Origin of the sequence: Roseisalinus antarcticus (genome assembly GCF_900172355.1) — a bacterium.
GTDB lineage: Bacteria > Pseudomonadota > Alphaproteobacteria > Rhodobacterales > Rhodobacteraceae > Oceanicola > Oceanicola antarcticus_A.
In genome coordinates this window covers 25,385-45,792 of sequence record NZ_FWFZ01000020.1, presented here as the reverse complement: position 1 = coordinate 45,792, position 20,408 = coordinate 25,385, and the positions used below count along the sequence as shown (strand labels likewise).

The window sequence follows — 20,408 nt, the reverse complement described above, 5'->3', positions numbered from 1 at the left end:
CACCAGCCACCCCCGCTGCGCCAATTGCCATGTCGGGCCGTCGAACGTCCCGATGTGGTCCGGGCCCTCCTACGGCGAGGCCCGCCCCCACGGCATGAACGTCAACGCCGGAGACAGCCGGATCGGCGTGGAATTCCTGCCCTGCGCCACCTGTCACGCCCAATCGGAGCAGCCCAATGACCTGCCCCACGCGGCCCCGCATGTGGGCCTGCCCTGGCAGCTGGCCCCCGTCGAATTCGAGTGGTTCGGCAAGACCAGCGCCGAAGTCTGCGCCCAGTTGTCCGACCCAGAGCGCAACGGCGGGCGCGACTGGATGGGCCTCGCCGAACACCTGGTCACGGACGCGGGGCACCACGGCTTTGTCCTCTGGGGATGGGCGCCGGGCGGCACCCGAGAGCCGGCCCCCTATTCCCTGGAGGATCACGTGAACGACGTTCTGATCTGGGGCGTCGCCGGCCAACCCTGCCCCGCCGATCCGGAGGATTGAGATGAAAGCCGCCGCCCGTTTCCTGATGCTCTCCGCCGCCCTCCACCTGGCCGCCGCCGCGACGATGGGCGCTGCGCTCGCCTCGGCCGTCCTGATCGGCGCGGGGCTTTTGTCCCTGGGGCTTGCGGCTGGCCTCTCCCGGGCGATGCGCGGACTTGCCTGGCTGACGTTCCTTCTTCTTCCGGCCGGGACAAGCTTTGCCATTTTCCTGGCCGCCACGCCGGAGATCGGCCCGGCACCGCTCTACTGGGCGATCGCCGCCTGCAACATCTGCGCCTCGCTGGGTCTGTTCGCCGCCCTCTGGCGCGATCCTCCCGCACGGAACGCCTGACGCCCCCGCCACCGCGCAGACAGACACCCCAGCGACCCCGCACAAATGCGGCCCGGCTTCAGCCATCGTCAGATCTGGAAGGGAAGGTTTGTGTCGAATATCGCGCATTTCCGACTCTTTCCGGCAAATTCCATGAATCCTGTCAGTGCGCCGTGCCAAACAATTCCGACCCAAATGCCGAGCATTTCTGACCCAGACCGGACCTTCGACGCTGAACGGGCGAGGGTTCGATGTGCGGACAAAGTGAGCTTTCGCTGCGGCTGCGCCAATGACCACTCTTGAATCTCAAAGGTCAGGCATAGATACACTGGCTTCGCAAACGCCTAGATCAATCAGAGAGCCGCGTTACAGCCCCGCTGTCGGCACCGACGAGGCGAAGCTGGTTACCTTGGACAATTAGGAACGAAAAATGAGATTATTTGGCGGCATTAAAGATACATTCAAAAAAAGTGAGGCAGCGGTTATCGTTCAAAACCTCTTGGAGATGCAGCAAAAAAGTGGGTTTTTTGATAACGACCCCGCGTCGTCTGCAACGAGCTTAGTTGATGCCGTATGGACGAAGAATCCCCATCTGTTCGATGGACGATTTGGCCAGAGACCGCACAAAATTTCACTAGCTGCTTCAGCATTTTCAAACGCAATAGACGTTCTTGAGATTGGGAACCCAAACAGCAACTGCTTTGCGATGTGCCTCGGTAACATCCTCAACGAGGTGTCCGTAAACGGTAAGCTGTATCCGTTGAACAATCTGGATATGGATTTGCTTGACACCGCCGCTAAAACTTTCACCCGAATTTCCGAAGAGTTCGCCGCGTCGCCGTTAGGTCAGGAGATCGACAACTTGATGAACCAAAACGAGGACGGCTGGGACGAATGGTTTGATCGATACAAAGTTGCTGCAGGGAAACAAAACCCGGTACTAGCACCTGATGAAAAGGGCTTTTCGTTGATCGACATTATGGATGATGAGCCAACCAAACGAGCCTTTCGTGATGGCGTTAACCCAGAACATCTGGGGAAGATGTTTGCAGAACAGTTCGACATTACAAAAATGGGTTTTAAATGATGCAGGGGCACAATTCCCGCAAAGCCGTCATTCGCCATCTCGCAGAAAACCGGAACTTTGGGCTCGTTCTTGCCGTTCGCTGCAATTTTCACGAATGACCGCCCGGCCCCGGCCTTCGGACGTAGCGCCTCGCTCTGGGTCAGCGATGTGACGCAAAAGTCGGTTTTGCTCGGCAACTGACAGATTGTTAAATGGCGCGCTGGGGAGGATTCGAACCCCCGACCCCCTGATTCGTAGTCAGGTACTCTATCCAACTGAGCTACCAGCGCCCGGATGAGGGCCGTTTAGCCCTCAGTGCAGGGCGATGCAAGAGGCTCGCGGAAATATCCAATGTGGTCCGATCACTCCGCCGCTTCGGCCGACAGGGTCGCGTCGGACTTGGGCAGGCGGATGATGAACTGGGTGCCGGTCTCGTCGGTGCGCTTGAGCTCCAGCCGCCCCCCGTGGCCGCGGATCAGATCGGCCGAGATCGCGAGGCCGAGGCCGGAGCCGCCCTTGCGGGCCCCCCCCTGGAACGGCTTGAACAGATGTTCGCGCGCCCGGGGCGGAAGGCCGGGGCCGGTATCCGTCAGGGTGATGCTCCAGGCAGCGTCATCTTCGGTCGCGCTGATGCAGATCTCGCCCGGCTTGCCCGTCGCCACGATCGCCTGCCGCGCGTTCCGCACCAGGTTGGCCACCACCCGGAACAGCTGTTCGGCATCGGCCCGCACCGTGAGCCCCAGCGGAATATCCTCCGAGAAGCTGATGTCGTGATCGCCCGCGGCCAGCCGCTCGCTGTCGATCACATCGGCCACCAGATCCGCTAGCTGCAGGCGGTTCAGCTGCGGCGGCGGCTCGTCCACCCGGCCAAAGGCGAGCGTGTTCTCGCAGAGGCTGACGGCGCGGGTGATCGAGCCCACCAGCTTGGGCGCCATGCGCTTGACCAGCGGATCGTCCGACCCTTCGATCCGGTCGGTGAAAAGCTGGGCCGAGGTCAGGATGTTGCGCAGATCGTGGCTGATCTTGGAGACAGCCCCCCCAAGCTGGGCGAGCCGTTCCTTCTGTTTCAGCGCCGAGGTCAGGTCCGTCTGCATCGAGGCCAGCGCCTCTTCGGCCTCGCGCAGCTCGCGGATGCCCGCGCCGGGGGTGACGATGTGCCGGGCATCCTCGGGGGCGGCGGCGTAGCGCTGCATCGACTGCACCAGCGTCTTGATCGGTTTGACCAGGATCGCCCGCACGGCCAGGAACAGCAGCGCGGCGGTGAAGATCGAGATGACCGCCGACAGCACCAGGATGCGCAGCCCGTAGTCCAGCATGGCGGTGCGCAGGGGGCCGGTCTCCATCGTGACCTCGATCAGCAGCCCGCCGTCCTGGACCGGGTTGCCCATCACCCGGATGATCCGGTCGGTGGGGTCGGCCAGCCGGGCCAGCGCGTCGCGGATCAGCAGCCAGGCCGAGGCATCGCGCATGTCGTAGGTGGCGTTGATCGGCTCGGGGATCGGCGAGGACAGCACAAGCTGGCGCACTTCGTCGCGCCGCAGCACGACGTTGAAGACGCCCGCATTGTCGAGCAGTTCACGCTCCAGGTCGGCGTCGATCATGTCGTCGGCCAGCAGGGCCAGAGAGGCGATCTGCGCCCGTTCCAGCCGCAGCAGAAGATAGTCTTCGCGGAACCGCGCGACCGACGGCACGAAGATCAGGACTTCTGCCAACATCACGAAGACCGTCGTCAGAACCAGGAACCGCCCGGAAAGCGAGTTCAGCATGATCTATCCGTTCGCCTCAGGGCAGCCACCTTTGGACAAGGCGAACCACGCGCTTCACTGTCGCGCTCTCGAAGAGCTTGGGTCCAAAATAGGCACCCGCCGCCCGTTTGTTAATCTCGCTATACGTCGGATAGGGCAGGACCGTGTTCGAAATCGCCTGCATCCTGAGATTATTGGCGATGGCCAGGGCCCAATAGCCGATCAATTCGCCCGCGGCATGGCCCACGATGGAGGCGCCCACGGGACGGCCGCGCACCACCATGACCTTGATCTGCCCGGTGGTCCGGCGCTCGGCGATGGCACGGTCGTTCTCGGCATAGTCCGACCGCACGACAGTCAGGTTGCGGCCGTGCTTCTTGCGCGCCTGCGCCTCGGTGAGGCCGACCTGCGCCAGCTCCGGGTCGGTGTAGGTGGCCCAGGGGATATGGTCGGTCCTGGCCTTGGCAGGCAGGCCCAGAACGGCCGAGCGGACGACGATTCCGGCGTGATACCCGGCCAGGTGCGTGAATTGCAGCCCGCCCGCGGCATCGCCCACGGCATAGACGCGCTTGTTGCTGACGGATTTCAGGTCGGCACCGACCTTCACCCCGCGCCGGTCATGGGCCACGCCGGCCTTGTCGAGGTCCAGCCCCTCGACATTGACCTTGCGCCCCACGGCCATCAGCAGATGGCTGCCGGTGATCTCGCGGTCGCCGGTGTGGACGGTCACGCCGCCGGTGGCGGAAACCCGCTCGGCCTGGGCGCCCTCTATGATCTCGACGCCCTCCGCGCGCAGCCGGTCAAGCACGATGGCCGAGTGCTCCGGATCGTCCTTCGCCAGCGCCGTCTGCCCCTCGATCACCGTCACCCGAGAGCCGAGCCGCACATGGGCCTGTGCCATCTCGATCCCGATATTGCCGCCGCCGATGATCAAAAGGTGCTCCGGCCGCGTGCGCAGGTCGAAAATCGTCTCGTTTGTATGCACCGTGACTGTGTCCAGCCCGTCGATCGGCGGCACGAACGGGCCGGACCCGGTCGCCACGACAAAGCGCCGCGCCGTGATGATCCGGTCGCCCGCCTGCACCTCGGTCTTCGAGATGAAGCGACCGAATTCCCGGATGACCTGAACGCCGAGGCCCTCGAACCGCTCCTGGCTGTCGGCCGGCGCGATTGTGGCGATGACGTCCGCGACGTGGTCCTTGGCGGCGGCGTAGTCGACGACCGGGGCCGCGTCGGCCACGCCGTATTGCGCACCCTGACCGAGTGCGTGCGCCTGTTTGCCGGCCGCGATCAGCGCCTTCGACGGCACGCAACCGTAGTTCAGGCAATCGCCGCCCATCTTGTGCCCTTCAAGCAGCACCACCCGGGCGCCCATCTGCGCGGCCCCGACGGCCACCGAAAGACCGCCGGATCCGGCGCCGATGATGCAGATGTCGGTGTCGATACGCTCCATCGGTCAGAGTCCTTTCTTGCCGCGCACGGCCTTGATCAGGATGGGCAGCGCGGCCAGCGCACAAAGCCCCAGGATCGGCAGCAGGATCTGCGGTTCGAACAGGATGCCGAGGTCGGGCCGCTCTCCGCGCTCGAACACCTCGCCGAGGCCCGCGCCCACGGAGGTATAGACCACGCCGCCGGGGATGATTCCCAGAAATGTCGAGATCGCGTAGCGCGACAGCGGCACCCCCACCAGCGCCGGCACCAGGTTGGCCACGAAGAACGGCACCGCCGGCACCAGGCGTATCAGGAACAGCATCGACCACTGGTTCTCGTCGATCCCGGTCTTGATCCGCTTCACCGTGCCCTCGCTCGCTTCCATCCGGTCTGCCAACCGCTCGCCAAGGCCCCAGCGGGCGGCGAGAAAGATGGCGATCGCGCCCAGCGTGGCGGCGGTCACATTGATCAGGGCGCCGGGGAAGGTCGCGAACAGGAAGCCCCCGGTCAGGGTGGCGACGCTGGCGCCGGGCAGCGAAAAGGCGACAATCGCGACATAGGCCGCCATGAAGGCCGCCACGGTGGCAAGGTAGTTGGCGTCCCGATAGGCGATCAGCGCCTCGCGATTCTCCGCCAGGGTCTGGAAACTCAGGTAGTCGCGCAGGAAGAACGCGCCGAGCCCGGCCACCACGAGAATGGCGGCCAATGGCAATCGGCGCAGGAGGGGGTTGGGCGAGGTATGCGGCATATCTGTCATCTGATCGGTCCGATGTGGCGTGTGCGTTGACAGACACATGGACCGTCGCGCCGGGAGGTCCTAGCGGTGTCACGCGGCCTTGATGCCTGCGCCGCGGATGTTTCAACCCGGCCCTGTCCCGGCGGGCCAACAAGGCCGGATTGTAACAATCCGCGGGGACAGGGACAGGGATTTGTTTCAGAATTCCCGCTTCGGGCGCGTTGACAGGCGTTGTGGTCGGCTTTATGGCCTGAGCTTCGAATTTCCTGTGGCCTCGATTCCCCGTCCTTCGGGCGGGGTCTCGGCCACGACAGCAGACTGAGCGACCAGAGCTCACCGAGACAGACGGAGATACGCTATGAAGCGCACGTTCCAGCCTTCGAACCGGGTTCGCAAGAACCGCCACGGCTTCCGCGCCCGCATGGCGACCAAGGGTGGCCGCAAGATCCTGAACGCGCGCCGCGCCCAGGGCCGCAAGAAGCTCAGCGCCTGAGCCCGTGCCGGGGGTGAACCACGCCCCGGGCCACGCCGCCACAGGATCCGCCAGGATGCAGGACCATGATGCCGCCGAGGGCCCGCCCACCGCATCTTCTGTTTGTCTTGAACGGCTGACCGCCCGGGCCGATTTCCTCCGCGCCTCCCGCGCGGGCTGGAAGGCGATGCCCGGCTTTGTGCTCCAGGGTCGGCGGCGCCAGCCCGGAGAGACCCGGGCGGACGTCATCCGCGTGGGCTTCACCTGCTCCAAGAAGGTCGGGAACGCCGTGGCCCGCAACCGCGCCAAGCGCCGCCTGCGCGAGATCGCGCGGCTCGACCTGCCCCGCCTCGGCCGCCCCGGTTGGGACTATGTCCTGATCGGCCGCCGCGACAGCACCGACGCCATGCCCTTCGAGACCCTGCGCCGAGACCTTGCCCGCGCGATCGAGGCCGTGCACCGATGACCTTCGCCGCCAGGATCGTCGCCCTGCCTGTCCGGGCCTATCGCCTGCTCTTCTCGCCCTGGGTCGGCCACGGCTGCCGCTACACGCCGACCTGCTCGGCCTATGCGCTCGAGGCGCTGGACCGGCACGGCGCCCTGAAAGGCAGCTGGCTCGCGGCCCGCCGCATCGGGCGGTGCCATCCCTGGGGCGGGTCCGGCATCGACAACGTTCCCGACTGACGGCACCGTCTGGCGCGACCGGGGCCCGTCAGGACCCACCGGGGGCCACTCCGCCGTCGAGGCCGGCCTCATCGGCGCTTTTCGAAACTGATCGAGACGTCGCCGATATCGACGCCGTAGCGCTGCATGTAGGCCCGGTTGAACAGGCGGTCATCGGATTGCAACCACATCCAGTCGTCGAAGGTGACGCGCTGGGTCCTGGTCGGCCCGTCCGCCGAGGGGATCGGCAGGTCAATGGTATAGCGCCAGTTGAACCTGTCGCCCTGTTCTTCGCCGATGGCCACGCCGACCACCCCCGGAGCGGTGCCTTCCCAGGTCTCCTCCCCGGTTTTGGTCAGGGTCCAGACCCGGCGCTCCGTCGCGCCGTCCTCGTAGGTGAAATCCTCTTGCAGGACCAGGCGCTCGCCGTCCCAATCCCCCTCGATCTCGACCACGAACTGCCGCCGGACGGTGCCGAAGATGTCCTGGAACTGTCCATGGGCGACCAGCTCTCCGTCGAAGAACTCCTCCAACTCCAGCTCGCGACTGCTCAGGCTCGGGTCGTCGAACGAGGGTTTGCCCGTGCAGCCGGCAAGCGTGGCGGCGGCGGCGGCGGCGGCGAGTGCAAGGATAAGGATAAGGCGCATATCAAGGGATCCGATCAATTTGTTACGCAACCTAGCCCGTCGAGGCCGGCCGCCAACGGCTGGGGTCTTGCCGGGTCACCTTCGCTGCTCTAACCCGGTCCCATGCTGGATACACCCGAGGACATTCATCCGCTCTTTCAGGGCGCCCCCGCGACCACGGAGTTCCGCAAGCTCCGCAAACGGCTCGTGCGCGAGACCCGCGAGGCGATAGAGCAATATTCCATGGTCGAGCGCGGGGCGCGGTGGCTGGTGTGCCTGTCGGGCGGCAAGGACAGCTACACCCTGCTGGCCATTCTGCACGAGCTGAAATGGCGCGGGTTGCTGCCCGTCGATCTGCTGGCCTGCAACCTTGACCAGGGACAGCCCGGCTTTCCCGCCACGGTGCTGCCGGAATTTCTCGACCGGATGGGCGTACCGCACCGGATCGAATACCAGGACACCTATTCCATCGTTGTCGACAAGGTCCCCGCCGGCCGCACGTATTGTGCGCTCTGCTCGCGGCTGCGGCGTGGCAACCTCTACCGGATCGCGCGGGAGGAAGGCTGCTCGGCCGTCGTCCTCGGCCATCATCGCGACGACATCCTCGAGACCTTCTTCATGAACCTCTTTCACGGCGGCCGGCTTGCGACGATGCCGCCGAAACTGGTCAACGAAGAGGGCGACCTGTTCCTCTATCGTCCGCTCGCCCATGTGGCCGAGGCCGATTGCGACCGATTCGCCCGCGCGATGAACTATCCGATCATTCCCTGCGACCTCTGCGGGTCCCAGGACGGGTTGCAACGGCAACAGGTGAAGCAGATTCTGGACGGATGGGAGAAGAATTCCCCCGGCCGGCGGCAAGTGATGTTTCGCGCCCTTATGAACGCCCGGCCCTCGCATCTGCTGGATCCGAAGCTGTTCGATTTCGCCGGATTGACCACAGGATCGCGCAACGACACGGATTCTTCGGAGATTTCAGCGCTCCGTTAACCTCGTACCAAGCCGCGGATGCCTAGTCTTGCTCCGATCGCCCCGTCTGCTCGGGGCACAGGGGACAGCATCCGGATGCACAAGGGCGCAGCGCACAGGATACGGGACGGCCAGAATCATGGTGCGCCGAGGCGTGGCCGTGCGATGACGATCATCCCGTTGCTGACGCTCGCGGGCTGGCTGGTGTCGCAGCAACCGGGGTTCCTGATCGCCGCCTTCCTGTTGCCCGCGATCCTCGCGGTCAGCATTGACCGGGGGGCCGGCCGCCGGGGCCCCGAAACCGATCCGCTGACCGGCCTCGACACCCGCTCCGGGCTGATCGCCAACCTGGACGACGACCTGCGCGGCACCGCGCAGAGGGGCTGCCAAAGCGCCGTCGTCGTGCTGGAGATCGAGGATTTCAAGCTGCTCGAGGAACGGGTCGGCCGCGCCGGCCTCGAAGCCGTGCTGATCGAGATTGCGCGGCGGCTGATCTCCGGCGTGCGCGATTCAGATACGTGCGCGCGGCTCGACGGGCAGACCTTCGCCGTGGCCCTCGCCGCCATGCGCGACCTCTCCGAAGAGCAGGCCGAGGCGGTCCCGAGGCGGCTGCAACTGGCCCTGTCGCGGCCCGTGGCGCTCGGCCAGCAGGTTGTCCACCCGACGTTCTCGGTCGGCTACGCGCTCAGCCGCAAGGTCATGCAACCCGATGGCGAGCGCATGTTGCAATCCGCGACCCTTGCGATGCTCGAGGCGCAGCGCTCCGGCTTGGGCACGGTGCTGGGCTATGACGCCGCGATGAAGACACGGATCGAGACCCGAGAGGCCCTTCTGCGAGAGGTCCGCACCGCGCTGGTGCGCGGCGAGGTGCGTCCCTTTTTCCAACCCCAGGTCTGCACCCGAACCGGCAAGGTCACCGGATTCGAGGCGCTTGCCCGATGGCATTCGCCGTCCCGCGGGATGGTCTCCCCGGCGGAATTCCTGCCCGCGATGGAAGCGGCGGGCCTGATGGAGGAACTCGGTCACGTGATGCTGAACAGCGCCCTCGCGGCGCTGCGCGACTGGGACAGGACCGGCCTCTCCGTGGACCGGGTCGGGGTCAATTTCTCCACCGCCGAATTGCGGCAGCCCGGTCTGGCGAACCGGGTCGCGCAGGCGCTCGAACGGTTCGACCTGGACCCCTGTCGGCTTTCGGTCGAGGTTCTCGAAACCGTCGTCGCCGGAGGCTCCGACGACACGGTGGCGAACACTCTGACCGGGCTCGCCAAGCTTGGGTGCCGGCTGGACCTCGACGATTTCGGGACCGGCCACGCGTCGATCACCACGATTCGGCAGTTTCCGATCCACCGGATCAAGATCGACCGCTCGTTCGTCACCAACATCGACCGCGACCCCGAACAGCACAAGATGGTCTCGGCCATCCTGACGATGGCCGAGCGTCTGGGGCTCGAGACGCTGGCCGAAGGTGTCGAGACCGAGGCCGAATGGGACACGCTCGCCTCCCTCGGATGCGACCACATCCAGGGCTACTGGATCGCGCGGCCGATGCCGCTGTCGGATGTGGCCCCCTGGGTCAAGGGCCTTGCTGACCGCGGTGCGGGATCGGCCAAGAGCGCCCGCAAGATCGGCTGACCGGTCCACAAGCCTGTGCGCCCCGGCCCGGCGCCGCCCCCGGGGCTGACCGCGGCAATCCGCGCACCCGCCAGCCCGGCCTGGTCCGAACCCTTCAAAAGCCGGGTTTCCGAGCTCTTGTGCCGAAGCTTTGAGGCCATGCCCCCTTGACCTTTGGGGCGATGGACGGTTGAACCGCGCCAGCTTTCCCGACACTCATGTCACAAGCGGCCAAGGGGCGGAACAGATGGACGAGCAGAACAGAAACCTCATTCTGGCGACCGCGCTCAGTTTCCTCGTCATTCTCGTGTGGTTCCTGCTGTTCCCGCCACCGGAGCAACCCACCGGCCCCGACGGTCAGCCCCTGACGGCCGAACGCGTCAGCCCCGATACCACGCCTTCCGCCGACCCCGCCCTGCCCCCCGGCGTCTCGACCGCCGACTCGGCCGAACCCACGACCGATGTCGCCCCCGTCCCCGAGGCCACCCGGGTCACCATCGACAGCCCCCGCCTCGTCGGGTCCATCAACACCGCCGGCGGCCGGCTGGACGACCTCTCCCTGCCCGGCTACCGCGAGACACTGGACCCCGAGAGCCCGCTCGTGCGCCTGTTGCAGCCGGTGGGCAGCGAAAATCCCTATTACGCCCTGCACGGCTGGATCGCGGTCGAGGGCGCCACGCCCGAGCAGGTGCCCGTGGACGACACGATCTGGACCATCGAGGATGGCGAGACGCTGTCGCCCGGCTCCCCGGTCACGCTGCGTTGGGACAACGGCGCGGGCCTGGTCTTTCACAAGTCGATCTCGGTGGACGACGATTACATGTTCACGGTCACGCAGACCGTCGACAATACCTCCGGAGAGCCGGTCAGTCTGCGCCCCTACGGTCAGGTCCGCCGCCATGGCGAGCCCGACACCGTCAACTTCTTCATCCTGCACGAAGGCGTCGTTCGGATGTCGGACGGCGAGCTGGAAGAGATCAAGTACGACGATGTCTCCGCCCTTTCTCCGGAAGAGAGCCGCATCGACGTGAATGAAAACGGATGGCTGGGCTTTACCGACAAGTACTGGATGACCACTCTGATCCCGGAGCCCGGATCTGAATTTCGCTCGGTCGCGCGCACGATCAACGGGATCTTCCTGACCGAGAGCGTCTATCCCACCGTCACCGTCGCCCCCGGCGACTCGGTCAGCGCCGAAAGCCAGCTTTTCGCCGGCGCGAAGGAATGGGAGACGATCCGCGAATACGAGGCCACCGGGATCCAGGGCTTCATCGACTCGATCGACTGGGGCTGGTTCTTCTTCCTGACCAAGCCGATCTTCGCGCTGCTGCACTGGCTGAACGGCGCGATCGGCAACATGGGCTGGTCGATCATCGTGCTGACGCTGGTCATCAAGGCGGTCCTGTTCCCGCTGGCCTACAAATCCTATGCCTCCATGGCCCGGATGAAAGAGCTTCAGCCCGAGATGGAGAAGCTCAAGGAGCAGGCCGGCGACGATCGCCAGAAGCTTCAGCAGGGCATGATGGAGCTCTACAAGAAGAACAAGGTCAACCCGGCCTCGGGCTGTCTGCCGATCCTCTTGCAGATCCCGATCTTCTTTTCGCTCTACAAGGTGATCTTCGTCACGCTGGAGCTGCGCCACGCGCCCTGGATCGGCTGGATCAAGGACCTTTCCGCGCCTGACCCGTCGTCGATCCTGAACCTCTTCGGCCTGCTGCCCTTTGCCGCGCCCGAGCCGGGATCGCTGGTCGCGATCATCTCGCTGGGTGTGTTGCCGATCCTGCTGGGCATCTCCATGTGGCTGCAGCAAAAGCTTAACCCGGCGCCGCCGGACCCGACGCAGCGCATGATCTTTGCGTGGATGCCGTGGGTGTTCATGTTCATGCTGGGCTCGTTCGCTTCTGGCCTCGTGCTCTACTGGATCGCGAACAACACCATCACGTTCACGCAGCAATATCTCATCATGCGCTTCCACGGCTACAAGCCGGACATCCTGGGCAACATCAAGGGCGGTCCAAAGGCCGAGGCCAAGAAGTAGCCACGCGGCAAAACGATCGCCGGCCGGGGCTGACCCCCTCGCCGGCGATTGACGGCAGCGGCGCCGCAGCCTAGCGTCCGGCCTCGCCTCATTGGCCCCCGGAGACCCCCATGGCGCTGCCCTTCCCCCCCGCCGACCCCGATCCGCAGGACGTGGAGGCCGGACGCCTGCTCTTTGCCGGCGAGGTCGAGTTCCTGAAGGGCGTCGTCGCCATGTCCGGGCTGCCACCCGCGGACCGGCCCGAGGTCTGTTTCGCCGGCCGTTCCAACGTCGGGAAATCGTCTCTGATCAACGCGCTGACGGGCCGCAAGGGGATCGCGCGGGCGTCGAACACGCCCGGACGGACGCAGGAAATCAACTTCTTCACCCTGGGCGACAGCTATTACCTCGTGGACCTGCCGGGCTACGGCTATGCGAACGCGCCGGTGCAGGTTGTCGCGAAGTGGCAGGCGCTGCTCAAGCAATATCTCCAGGGCCGCCAGACCCTGCGCCGGGCCTTCGTGCTGATCGACGCGCGGCACGGCGTCAAGGCGGTGGATGAAGAGATCATGGCCCTGCTCGACTCGGCTGCGGTGACGTTCCAATGCGTGCTCACCAAGACCGACAAGGTGAAGGCCGCGGACCGCGACCCCGTGCTGGCGCAGGTCCGCGCGGCGTTGGCCCGGCATCCGGCCGCCTTCCCCGAGATCGTGCTGACCTCGTCGGAAAAGGGCGACGGCATCGCCACGCTGCGCGGCATCGTGGCCGGGATCGACTGAGGCACCGGGATGGAGACAAGGACGCAGAAGATGGATCGTGACTGGATCGCAACCGCCCGGACGCTCAGCGAGGCGCTGCCCTACCTGCAGCGCTATTCGGGCGCCGTGGTGGTCATCAAGTTCGGCGGCAACGCCATGGGTGACGACGCCGCCATGGCGGAATTTGCGCGAGATATCGTGCTGATGCGGCAGGTCGGGGTCAATCCGGTTGTGGTTCATGGCGGCGGCCCCATGATCAACGAGATGCTCGCCAAGCTCGGCATCGAGAGCAAGTTCGTGCGCGGCAAGCGCGTGACCGACAAGGAGACGGTCGAGGTCGTCGAGATGATCCTCTCGGGGCTCGTGAACAAGCGGATCGTGCAGGCGATCAACGATCAGGGCGGCCGGGCCGTGGGGCTGTCGGGCAAGGACGACGACCTGCTGGTGGCCGTCGCCGACGATCCGGAGCTGGGCTTCGTCGGCCGGCCGGTGGAGATGAACGTCGAGGTGCTGCGCGACCTCTTCAAGGCCGGGATTATCCCCGTCGTGGCCCCCGTCGCGACAGGAATGGAGGACAACGAGACCTTCAACGTGAACGGCGACACCGCCGCCGGGGCTATCGCCGGGGCGCTGCGGGCGGATCGCCTTCTGCTGCTGACCGATGTGCCCGGCGTCAAGGATGCCGAGGGCAAGGTGGTCACGCAGCTATCGCCTGAGCAGGTCCGCCAGATGACGGCCGACGGCGTCATCGCCGGCGGGATGATCCCGAAGACCGAAACCGCCCTCGCCGCGCTGGAGGCCGGGGTGCGGGCCGTCGTCATCCTCGACGGGCGGCTGCCGAACGCCTCGCTGCTTGAGCTTTTCACGGAATACGGCGCGGGCTCGATGATCCGGGAGAGCAGCATGGAACCCCGGGTGAAGCCGTAACGATCGTGAGTGACACGGCCATCGCCCTGACCGAGATCGAGACCGCCGCCGCCGCGTCGGCCCTGGAGGTTGCGGGCCTTGTCGAACCCGGGCCGCAAGACGGGCTGGCAGAGGCCGGGACGCTCGCGCTGCTGTCACCGGCAGAGCCCGCTTTCTGGGCCCGGTTCACGGCCTCGGCCGAGTATGCCGACGGCGCACCCGACCCGCTGGACCGCTGGTCGCGGCGGGTGATCGACGCGCTCGCCGAGGCCTTCGGCGCCACGGCGCTCTATCCCTTTGGCGGCCCGCCCTGGCACCCGTTCATCGGCTGGGCACAGCGGTCGGGGCGGGCCCATGTCTCGCCGGTCGGACTGATGGTGCATGACCGGGCGGGGCTGTTCCTGTCCTATCGCGGCGCTCTGGCCTTGCCCGCGCGGCTGCCCGCGCAGGCGCGGCCCCCGGCCCCCTGCGATGGCTGTGCCGCGCCCTGTCTGACCACATGTCCGGTCGGCCAAGGCCGGCGACCGGCCGCCCAATCCGCGTTTCACATGGAGGCATTCGCCGGTGGCTAGGCTTATTCTGATGCGGCACGCGAAATCGGATTGGGACGACCCCTTTGCCGAGGATCACGCGCGGGTGCTGAACCGGCGCGGCCGTGTCGCCGCCGCCACCATCGGGCGCTGGCTCGCCCGGAATGGCCATGTTCCGGATCTGGTGCTCTGCTCGGACGCCGCAAGAACGGTCGAGACCTGGGAGCGGGTTTCAGCGGAACTTCCCGGGGCCGCCTCCGAAACTCCGGAGGTCAGTCGCATCGCCGCGCTCTACCATGCCGGGCCGGACGTGATGTTGGCGGCCCTGCGCCGCGCCGGGACGGCCGGGAGTGTCGCAATGGTCGGCCACAATCCCGGGATCGCCGCTTTCGCGATGGGCCTGGTCGCCGGCCCACCCCCGCATCCGGAGTTCTTCCGGTATCCGACCGGCGCGGTCCTGGTGGCGGATTTCCCCGTGGCCCAGTGGCGCGATTTGACGCCGCGAACCGGTCAGGTTGTCGATTTCGTTGTCCCCCGCGACCTGGAGACGTAGCTCCGGTTCAGTCCTTGCTCTGGAATGACATGTGCAATCCACCGGGCAGGGCGAGGAAATAGATCCGCTCGCCATGGGCCTCCATCGGACCCTGGGGGGACAGGCCGTTGCGCCTGGCTTCCTCGGCCGTGGCATCGGCATCCTCGACCACGAGCTGAAGCATGGTGCCCGCGGGCATGCCCTCGCCCTCGTGCCAGACCTCGACCCAGCTTTTCTGATCGTCGGTGGTGAAGATCGCCCCGGGCATGCCGGCCGCTTCGGGAAAGTCGGTCGGAGAGAGGCCGAGACCCCGGAACGCGGTCGCGATCCCCTCCGCCTGCTCGGGCGGTGCGACATGGGCGAAACGAATACCGAGCAGCGCCATCTTGTCCCCTCCGTTGCGCTCGCCCGCAGCGCCGCGGGCGGATCGGGTCAGTGACCGAGGATCTGGCTGAGGAACAGCTTGGTCCGGTCGCTTTGCGGGTTGTTGAAGAACTCCTTGGGCTCGTTCTGTTCGACGATCTGGCCCTGATCCATGAAGATCACGCGGTTCGCCACGGCCTGGGCAAAGCCCATCTCGTGCGTGACGCAAAGCATGGTCATGCCCTCTTCGGCGAGCTCGATCATGGTGTCGAGCACCTCCTTGATCATCTCGGGGTCGAGCGCCGAGGTCGGCTCGTCGAACAGCATGATCCGCGGCTTCATGCACAGCGAGCGGGCGATGGCGACGCGCTGCTGCTGACCGCCCGAAAGCTGGCCGGGGTATTTGTTTGCCTGATCCGGGATCTTCACCTTTTCAAGGTAGTGCATCGCCGTCTGTTCGGCCTCGCGCTTGGGCGTCTTGCGGACCCACATCGGCGCGAGGGTGCAGTTCTCGAGGATCGTCAGATGCGGGAAGAGGTTGAAATGCTGAAAGCACATCCCGACCTCGGACCGGATCTTGTCGATGTTCTTGATGTCCGAGCTGAGCTCGGTCCCGTCCACGATGATCTTGCCCTGCTGATGCTCTTCCAGCCGGTTGATGCAGCGGATCATCGTCGACTTGCCCGACCCGGAGGGTCCGCAGATCACGATTCGCTCGCCGCGGTAGACCGTGAGGTTGATGTCGCGCAGGACATGGAACGATCCGAACCATTTGTTCATCCCCGTGACCTCGATGGCCACCTCGTCGGAGATTTTCATCGCGCTGCGGTCGATATTCGCAGACGTATCTGTATCGATTGCGGTCATGGCGGTCTCCTTAGCGGTGCTCGCGGTTGAGCTTTTTCTCGAGCGAGAGGGAATAGCGGCCCATGCTGAAGCAGCAGGCAAAGAACAACAGGCCGATGAAGGCGAACAGCTCCCAGTAGATGCCGTTCCAATCGGTCGAGGATCGGATCGAGTTGGAAAGCCCGATCGGATCGAGCAGGCCGATGAAGACGACCAGCGTCGTGTCCTTGAACAGGCCGATGAAGGTATTGACGATCCCTGGGATCGAGATCTTCAGCGCCTGCGGCAGGACGATCAGCCGCATGGATTTGGCATAGTCCAGCCCGAGCGCGTCAGCGGCCTCGTACTGCCCCTTGGCCAGAGCGGCCAGACCGCCCCGCACGACCTCGGCGATATAGGCCGAGGCGAAGAGCGTCACCATGATGATCACGCGCAACAGCAGGTCGAAGTTGCTGCCCGGTGGCAGGAAGTAGTTCAGCAGAAGCTGGGCGGTGAACAGCCAGACGATCAGCGGAACGCCCCGGATCAGCTCGATGAACGCCACCGAGACCTTGTTGATCAGGAACAGGTCCGACTGCCGTCCGAGCGCCAGCAGGATGCCCAGCGGCAGGGACAGAATGATCCCGGACAGGCCTATGATAAGCGCCAGCATGAAGCCGCCGAACTCGCGGCTTTCCACCGGCGTCAGGCCGATCCGGCCCATTTCGGTATAGGTCTGGCTGACCACGTCCTGCACCGACTCCAGCTCGGATATCGCCCCCGGCGTGGTGGCGCTTTCCTGCAGCCGTTCGATCTCTTCCAGGCGATCGGGCAGCTGTTCGATGTTGAGCAGCAGCGCCTCGGTGTCCGACCGCTCGCTCTGCATGATGTTGATCTGCGACGAGATCTCGTTGACCTCGTTGCGCATCTCCGTCAACCCGTCGACCGCGTTCAGGAAAGTCGCGCGAACGGTGTTGAGCGCCGGATCGCGGGCCGCGGCGGAGGCAGCGTGCTGACCCTCTTCCTCGGCGCGCTCGCGCAGGCCGGGGCCGATCTGGTCGGTCTCGGGATCGACGCCCTCTTCCTCGTAGAAGGCCAATTCGGCGGTCTCTCTGGCGATCTCGACCGCCTCCTCGATCGGGGCGAACGCCTGCGCCTTGATCGCTTCGAGCTCTGCGATCTCGTCCCGCACCGACTCGCGGCGGGTTTCAAGGCCTGTCAGCTCGGGGCCAAGCGTCTCGAGCCGCGCAGTCGATTCCGCTACGACCTGATCGACCCGCATATTGCCCACGACACGGTGGATCGAATCGTTGAGGGTGGGCACCGCGAACAGCCACCAGAGGATCGCGAACACGATCCCGGCGATGCCACCGAGGATCGAGCCGCCGATCCGAGAGCCGACCATCCAGGCGAGATATCCCACGACCAGACCCGCGATCACCAGGATCGGAACCCAGAACGACCCGCCCCAGAGCAGCCAGGGCATCAGGAACGGATAGAGCGCCGTGAACCACAGCATCTGCGAGGGCAACCTGTCAGAATAGAGGATCGGCGCCACGGCGACGAAGAAAAGGATGAAGGTCAGGTTCGGCCGCCAGTAGAGATCTGCGGGATAGAATCCGTAGATCAGCTGGATCCCGCGTTCCTGAAGCACCGCCCAGCAGGCGCCGCCGCCGCCGGTGGCGCCCGTCGCCAGGAATACCTCGCGGCATTCGTTCAGCGACCGCGCATCCCAGACCGAGTTGAAGAACCACGGGATCAAGCCGGAGAGGACCGCATAGAGTACGTAGAGGGAGATGACCGTGAGGATCACGTTCAGCGGGCTGGAGAGCAGATTCTCGCGAACCCATTTGATCGGTCCACTATGGCTGACAGGCGGTTCCTGCTGGGGCAGCATGTCGGCGCGTACATAGCTCAGGGCGTGTTGATGGCCTGTTTCGCTCATATTACCGCTCCTTGAGCTTGACGCTGGCGTTGTAGAAGTTGCCGACGCTCGCGATGGCGAGGCTGACGATGAGGTAGAACAGCCCGAGAAGAAGCATCCCCTCCAGCTCGCGCCCGGTCTGGTTGATCGTGATCCCGCCGAGGGTCGCGCGCGCATCCATGTAGCCGACCGCGATAGCCAGAGAGCTGTTCTTGGTCAGGTTCAGGTACTGCGAGATCAGCGGCGGCACGATGACCCGCATCGCCTGGGGCAGCACCACGAGGTTCATCGTGCGGCCGGGCCGCAGGCCCAGGGCCGAAGCGGCCTCTGTCTGGCCCCCGGACACGGCCAGGATGCCGCCGCGCACGTTCTCGGCGATGAACGACCCGGTATAGAGCGACAGCGCGAGCCACAGCGCGATCAGCGAGTTCCGCACCAGCAACCCGCCCTCAAACCGGAATCGGCCGGTTTCGGGATAGTCGAGCGTGACCGGCCCGCCGAGGATGAAATAGGCGATCAGGCTGGGCAGGATCAGCAGGCCGAGAGAGATCCAGAGGACCGGGAGGATCTCGCCGGTCGCTTCCTGACGCCTTCTGGCGAACATGCGAAATCCGATGATGGCGACGATCGACAGGATGAAGATGATCACCAGCGCGAGGGAGCCGTCGCCCCAGACCGGCGCGGGGGTCCAGGTGCCCTGTCGGGTGATCGCGATGGAGTTGAACAGCATGCTCGCCTCGCCACCGGCGAAATCGCGCGGGTGGGGGGTGCTTTCGCTGACGATGGCGAAGATCAGCACGATCCACAAAAGCAGCGGCACGTTGCGGAAGCCTTCGACGTAGACGGCCACGAGACGCGCGACGATCCAGTTCTTGGAGAGGCGCAGCACGCCCGCGATCGTTCCGATCACGGTGGCAGTGATGCAGCCGATGAAGGCGACCAGAAGCGTGTTCAGGATACCGACGACCGCGGCACGGCCATGGGTGCTCTGGCTGTCATATTCGATCAGCAACTGGTTGATGTCGTAGCCAGCGGGCTGGCCGAGAAATCCGAAATCGAAGTCCCGCCCAAGGGCTTCGAGGTTCTGGATGGTGTTCGAGACAAGCCACCAGACACCGGCGACAATCAGGATCAGCGCCACCGTCTGGATCGTGATCGACCGATAGCGCGTGTCGTATATGAGCTGAGAGAGCCGAAACCCTTCGGCCTGCGGTTCCGAAATCGCCGACATGATGTCCCCCTGATTTCCGTTTCTCTTTCGGCGTCGTGAGCGGGCTGAACCCGAGACTCACACCGGTGGTCGGAAACTCTGTACTGGTCCTGATGATGTCCCGGTCGCAGCGCATGCGCTGATAGAAGAAGGGCCCCGCGCGGTGGCGGAGCCCTTCAGGAAGCGATTTACCGGAACGGCGGCGAGTACAGCAGGCCGCCCTCGGTCCACAGCGCGTTCAGGCCGCGGGCCAAGCCGATCGGCGTCGATTCGCCGATGTTCGCCTCGAAGATCTCGCCGTAGTTGCCGCCCGCGAGGATCGCGTTCACGGCCCAGTCGGATTCGAGACCCAGCATCGCGCCCAGATCACTGTCGGTGCCCAGCAGGCGGTTCACTTCGGGGTTGTCGCTGCCGTCGGCTGCGAGCTGCTCGACGTTGGCCGAGGTCACGCCCAGCTCTTCAGCGGTGAGCAGTGCGTTCACCGTCCACCGCACCACGTCACCCCAGTCGTTGTCGCCATGGCGCACCAACGGGCCGAGCGGCTCTTTCGAGATGATCTCGGGCAGGATCACGTGATCGCCGGGGTTCTCGAACGAAGCGCGCGTGGCAGCCAGCCCCGAGGCGTCGGTCGTGTAGGCGTCGCAGGCGCCGGCGAGGTATTGCTGCTGAGCTTCCGAGTTGGTTTCGACCGGAACCGGCTCGTATTCCATGTTGTTGATCCGGAAGAACTCCGCCAGGTTGAGTTCCGTCGTCGTGCCCGTCCGGATGCAGACGGTGGCGCCGCTGAGTTCCTTGGCCGATGTCACGCCCAGTTCGCGCAGAACTATGAAGCCCTGACCGTCGTAGTAGGTCGTGCCGGTGAATTCGAACTTGAGGTCGACGTCGCGGCTGAATGTCCAGGTCGTGACCCGCGACAGCATGTCGACCTCACCAGAGGCCAGCGCGGTGAAACGGGTCGAAGCGGTGGTCGGCACGAATTCGACCGCGGTGGGGTCCCCGAGGACAGCGGCGGCGACGGCACGGCACATTGCCACGTCGAACCCTTCCCACACACCGTTGGCGTCGGGCGTGGAAAAGCCGGCCAGACCGGTGGTGACGCCGCAGTTGAGCGTCCCACGGGCCTTTACGTCATCGAGTGTCGCTGCCGAAGCCGCGACGCTGGCGAGGCCCGCGACTGTCATTGCTCCGAAGAAAACGGATGCTTTCATATAAAGTCTCCCTGTCATT

General features: G+C 65.3%; 21 protein-coding genes, 1 tRNA gene and 1 pseudogene. 13 read left to right on the top strand and 10 right to left on the bottom strand.

All coding sequences use genetic code 11. The features are described from left to right. Positions 1-52: 52 nt before the first annotated feature. From ROA7023_RS16210 to ROA7023_RS23915, 3 genes are all read left to right on the top strand, one after another. Entirely contained in the window at positions 53-487 is a 435-nt protein-coding gene (locus ROA7023_RS16210; RefSeq protein ID WP_234992269.1) for a hypothetical protein, read from the top strand. A 1-nt stretch (position 488) separates the two neighbouring features. Then, positions 489-818, top strand: coding sequence for a hypothetical protein (locus ROA7023_RS16205; protein ID WP_085880085.1), 330 nt, complete (start codon positions 489-491; stop codon positions 816-818). Positions 819-1,227: 409 nt separating this feature from the next. Beyond that, positions 1,228-1,884: a hypothetical protein gene (locus tag ROA7023_RS23915; protein ID WP_143535597.1), complete on the top strand. Its 657-nt coding sequence runs from the start codon at positions 1,228-1,230 to the stop codon at positions 1,882-1,884. 192 nt (positions 1,885-2,076) lie between these two features. On the opposite strand, the gene ROA7023_RS16195 is transcribed toward ROA7023_RS23915, so the two are convergent. From ROA7023_RS16195 to ROA7023_RS16180, 4 genes are all read right to left on the bottom strand, one after another. Further along, a tRNA-Arg gene (locus ROA7023_RS16195) sits at positions 2,077-2,153 on the bottom strand. A 72-nt stretch (positions 2,154-2,225) separates the two neighbouring features. Beyond that, positions 2,226-3,629, bottom strand: coding sequence for a sensor histidine kinase (locus tag ROA7023_RS16190; RefSeq protein WP_085880083.1), 1,404 nt, complete (start codon positions 3,627-3,629; stop codon positions 2,226-2,228). A 16-nt stretch (positions 3,630-3,645) separates the two neighbouring features. Further along, a complete protein-coding gene (locus ROA7023_RS16185; protein ID WP_085880082.1) occupies positions 3,646-5,061 on the bottom strand; it encodes a dihydrolipoyl dehydrogenase family protein in 1,416 nt (471 codons plus the stop codon). Positions 5,062-5,064: 3 nt separating this feature from the next. Further along, on the bottom strand, positions 5,065-5,796 hold the full coding sequence (locus tag ROA7023_RS16180; protein WP_085880081.1) for a TVP38/TMEM64 family protein: 732 nt from the start codon (positions 5,794-5,796) through the stop codon (positions 5,065-5,067). A gap of 337 nt (positions 5,797-6,133) precedes the next feature. Here ROA7023_RS16180 and rpmH point away from each other — a divergent pair, with 337 nt between their 5' ends. From rpmH to yidD, 3 genes are read left to right on the top strand one after another with little or no spacing between them, the layout of a single operon-like run. Then, the gene (gene rpmH / locus ROA7023_RS16175) at positions 6,134-6,268 is read left to right on the top strand and encodes a 50S ribosomal protein L34 (RefSeq protein WP_085880080.1); all 135 of its coding nucleotides are present in this window, start codon (positions 6,134-6,136) and stop codon (positions 6,266-6,268) included. 55 nt (positions 6,269-6,323) lie between these two features. After that, entirely contained in the window at positions 6,324-6,713 is a 390-nt protein-coding gene (gene rnpA, locus ROA7023_RS16170) for a ribonuclease P protein component (RefSeq protein ID WP_085880079.1), read from the top strand. Further along, positions 6,710-6,931, top strand: a complete 222-nt coding sequence (gene yidD, locus ROA7023_RS16165) for a membrane protein insertion efficiency factor YidD (RefSeq protein ID WP_085880078.1) — start codon at positions 6,710-6,712, stop codon at positions 6,929-6,931. The genes rnpA and yidD overlap by 4 nt, the downstream gene beginning before the upstream one ends. 68 nt (positions 6,932-6,999) lie before the next feature. Here the strand turns inward: yidD and ROA7023_RS16160 are convergent, their stop codons facing one another. Next, positions 7,000-7,557: a DUF3833 domain-containing protein gene (locus ROA7023_RS16160; protein ID WP_085880077.1), complete on the bottom strand. Its 558-nt coding sequence runs from the start codon at positions 7,555-7,557 to the stop codon at positions 7,000-7,002. A 102-nt stretch (positions 7,558-7,659) separates the two neighbouring features. On the opposite strand from ROA7023_RS16160, the gene ttcA reads away from it, so the two are divergent. The 7 genes from ttcA to ROA7023_RS16125 all read left to right on the top strand — a co-directional run bounded on the left by ttcA (position 7,660) and on the right by ROA7023_RS16125 (position 14,880). After that, positions 7,660-8,526 carry a tRNA 2-thiocytidine(32) synthetase TtcA gene (gene ttcA, locus ROA7023_RS16155; protein ID WP_085880076.1) on the top strand — a complete coding sequence of 289 codons (867 nt, stop codon included), beginning with the start codon at positions 7,660-7,662 and terminating at the stop codon, positions 8,524-8,526. Between the two features lie 144 nt (positions 8,527-8,670). After that, a complete protein-coding gene (locus tag ROA7023_RS16150; protein ID WP_159458548.1) occupies positions 8,671-10,137 on the top strand; it encodes a putative bifunctional diguanylate cyclase/phosphodiesterase in 1,467 nt (488 codons plus the stop codon). A 226-nt stretch (positions 10,138-10,363) separates the two neighbouring features. Further along, the gene (gene yidC / locus ROA7023_RS16145; protein WP_085880074.1) at positions 10,364-12,154 is read left to right on the top strand and encodes a membrane protein insertase YidC; all 1,791 of its coding nucleotides are present in this window, start codon (positions 10,364-10,366) and stop codon (positions 12,152-12,154) included. Positions 12,155-12,264: 110 nt separating this feature from the next. After that, positions 12,265-12,912: a ribosome biogenesis GTP-binding protein YihA/YsxC gene (gene yihA / locus ROA7023_RS16140; protein WP_085880073.1), complete on the top strand. Its 648-nt coding sequence runs from the start codon at positions 12,265-12,267 to the stop codon at positions 12,910-12,912. A 30-nt stretch (positions 12,913-12,942) separates the two neighbouring features. Beyond that, positions 12,943-13,818, top strand: a complete 876-nt coding sequence (argB, locus tag ROA7023_RS16135; RefSeq protein ID WP_085880072.1) for an acetylglutamate kinase — start codon at positions 12,943-12,945, stop codon at positions 13,816-13,818. A gap of 5 nt (positions 13,819-13,823) precedes the next feature. Further along, positions 13,824-14,369, top strand: coding sequence for a ferredoxin (locus ROA7023_RS16130; protein ID WP_306372499.1), 546 nt, complete (start codon positions 13,824-13,826; stop codon positions 14,367-14,369). Between the two features lie 10 nt (positions 14,370-14,379). Next, complete coding sequence (locus tag ROA7023_RS16125) at positions 14,380-14,880, top strand: SixA phosphatase family protein (protein ID WP_085880071.1); 501 nt, start codon at positions 14,380-14,382, stop codon at positions 14,878-14,880. Between the two features lie 7 nt (positions 14,881-14,887). On the opposite strand, the gene ROA7023_RS16120 is transcribed toward ROA7023_RS16125, so the two are convergent. The 5 genes and pseudogenes from ROA7023_RS16120 to ROA7023_RS16100 all read right to left on the bottom strand — a co-directional run bounded on the left by ROA7023_RS16120 (position 14,888) and on the right by ROA7023_RS16100 (position 20,389). Beyond that, positions 14,888-15,244, bottom strand: coding sequence for a VOC family protein (locus tag ROA7023_RS16120; RefSeq protein WP_085880070.1), 357 nt, complete (start codon positions 15,242-15,244; stop codon positions 14,888-14,890). 47 nt (positions 15,245-15,291) lie between these two features. Continuing rightward, complete coding sequence (locus ROA7023_RS16115; RefSeq protein ID WP_085880069.1) at positions 15,292-16,089, bottom strand: amino acid ABC transporter ATP-binding protein; 798 nt, start codon at positions 16,087-16,089, stop codon at positions 15,292-15,294. 10 nt (positions 16,090-16,099) lie between these two features. Continuing rightward, positions 16,100-16,756 (bottom strand): annotated as a pseudogene (locus tag ROA7023_RS25190) (amino acid ABC transporter permease); the annotation flags it as partial. 1,237 nt (positions 16,757-17,993) lie between these two features. Beyond that, positions 17,994-19,202 (bottom strand): amino acid ABC transporter permease, encoded by a 1,209-nt coding sequence (locus ROA7023_RS16105; protein WP_085880067.1) that lies wholly within the window; start codon positions 19,200-19,202, stop codon positions 17,994-17,996. A 167-nt stretch (positions 19,203-19,369) separates the two neighbouring features. Then, a complete protein-coding gene (locus tag ROA7023_RS16100) occupies positions 19,370-20,389 on the bottom strand; it encodes an amino acid ABC transporter substrate-binding protein (RefSeq protein WP_085880066.1) in 1,020 nt (339 codons plus the stop codon). Positions 20,390-20,408 lie beyond the last annotated feature (19 nt).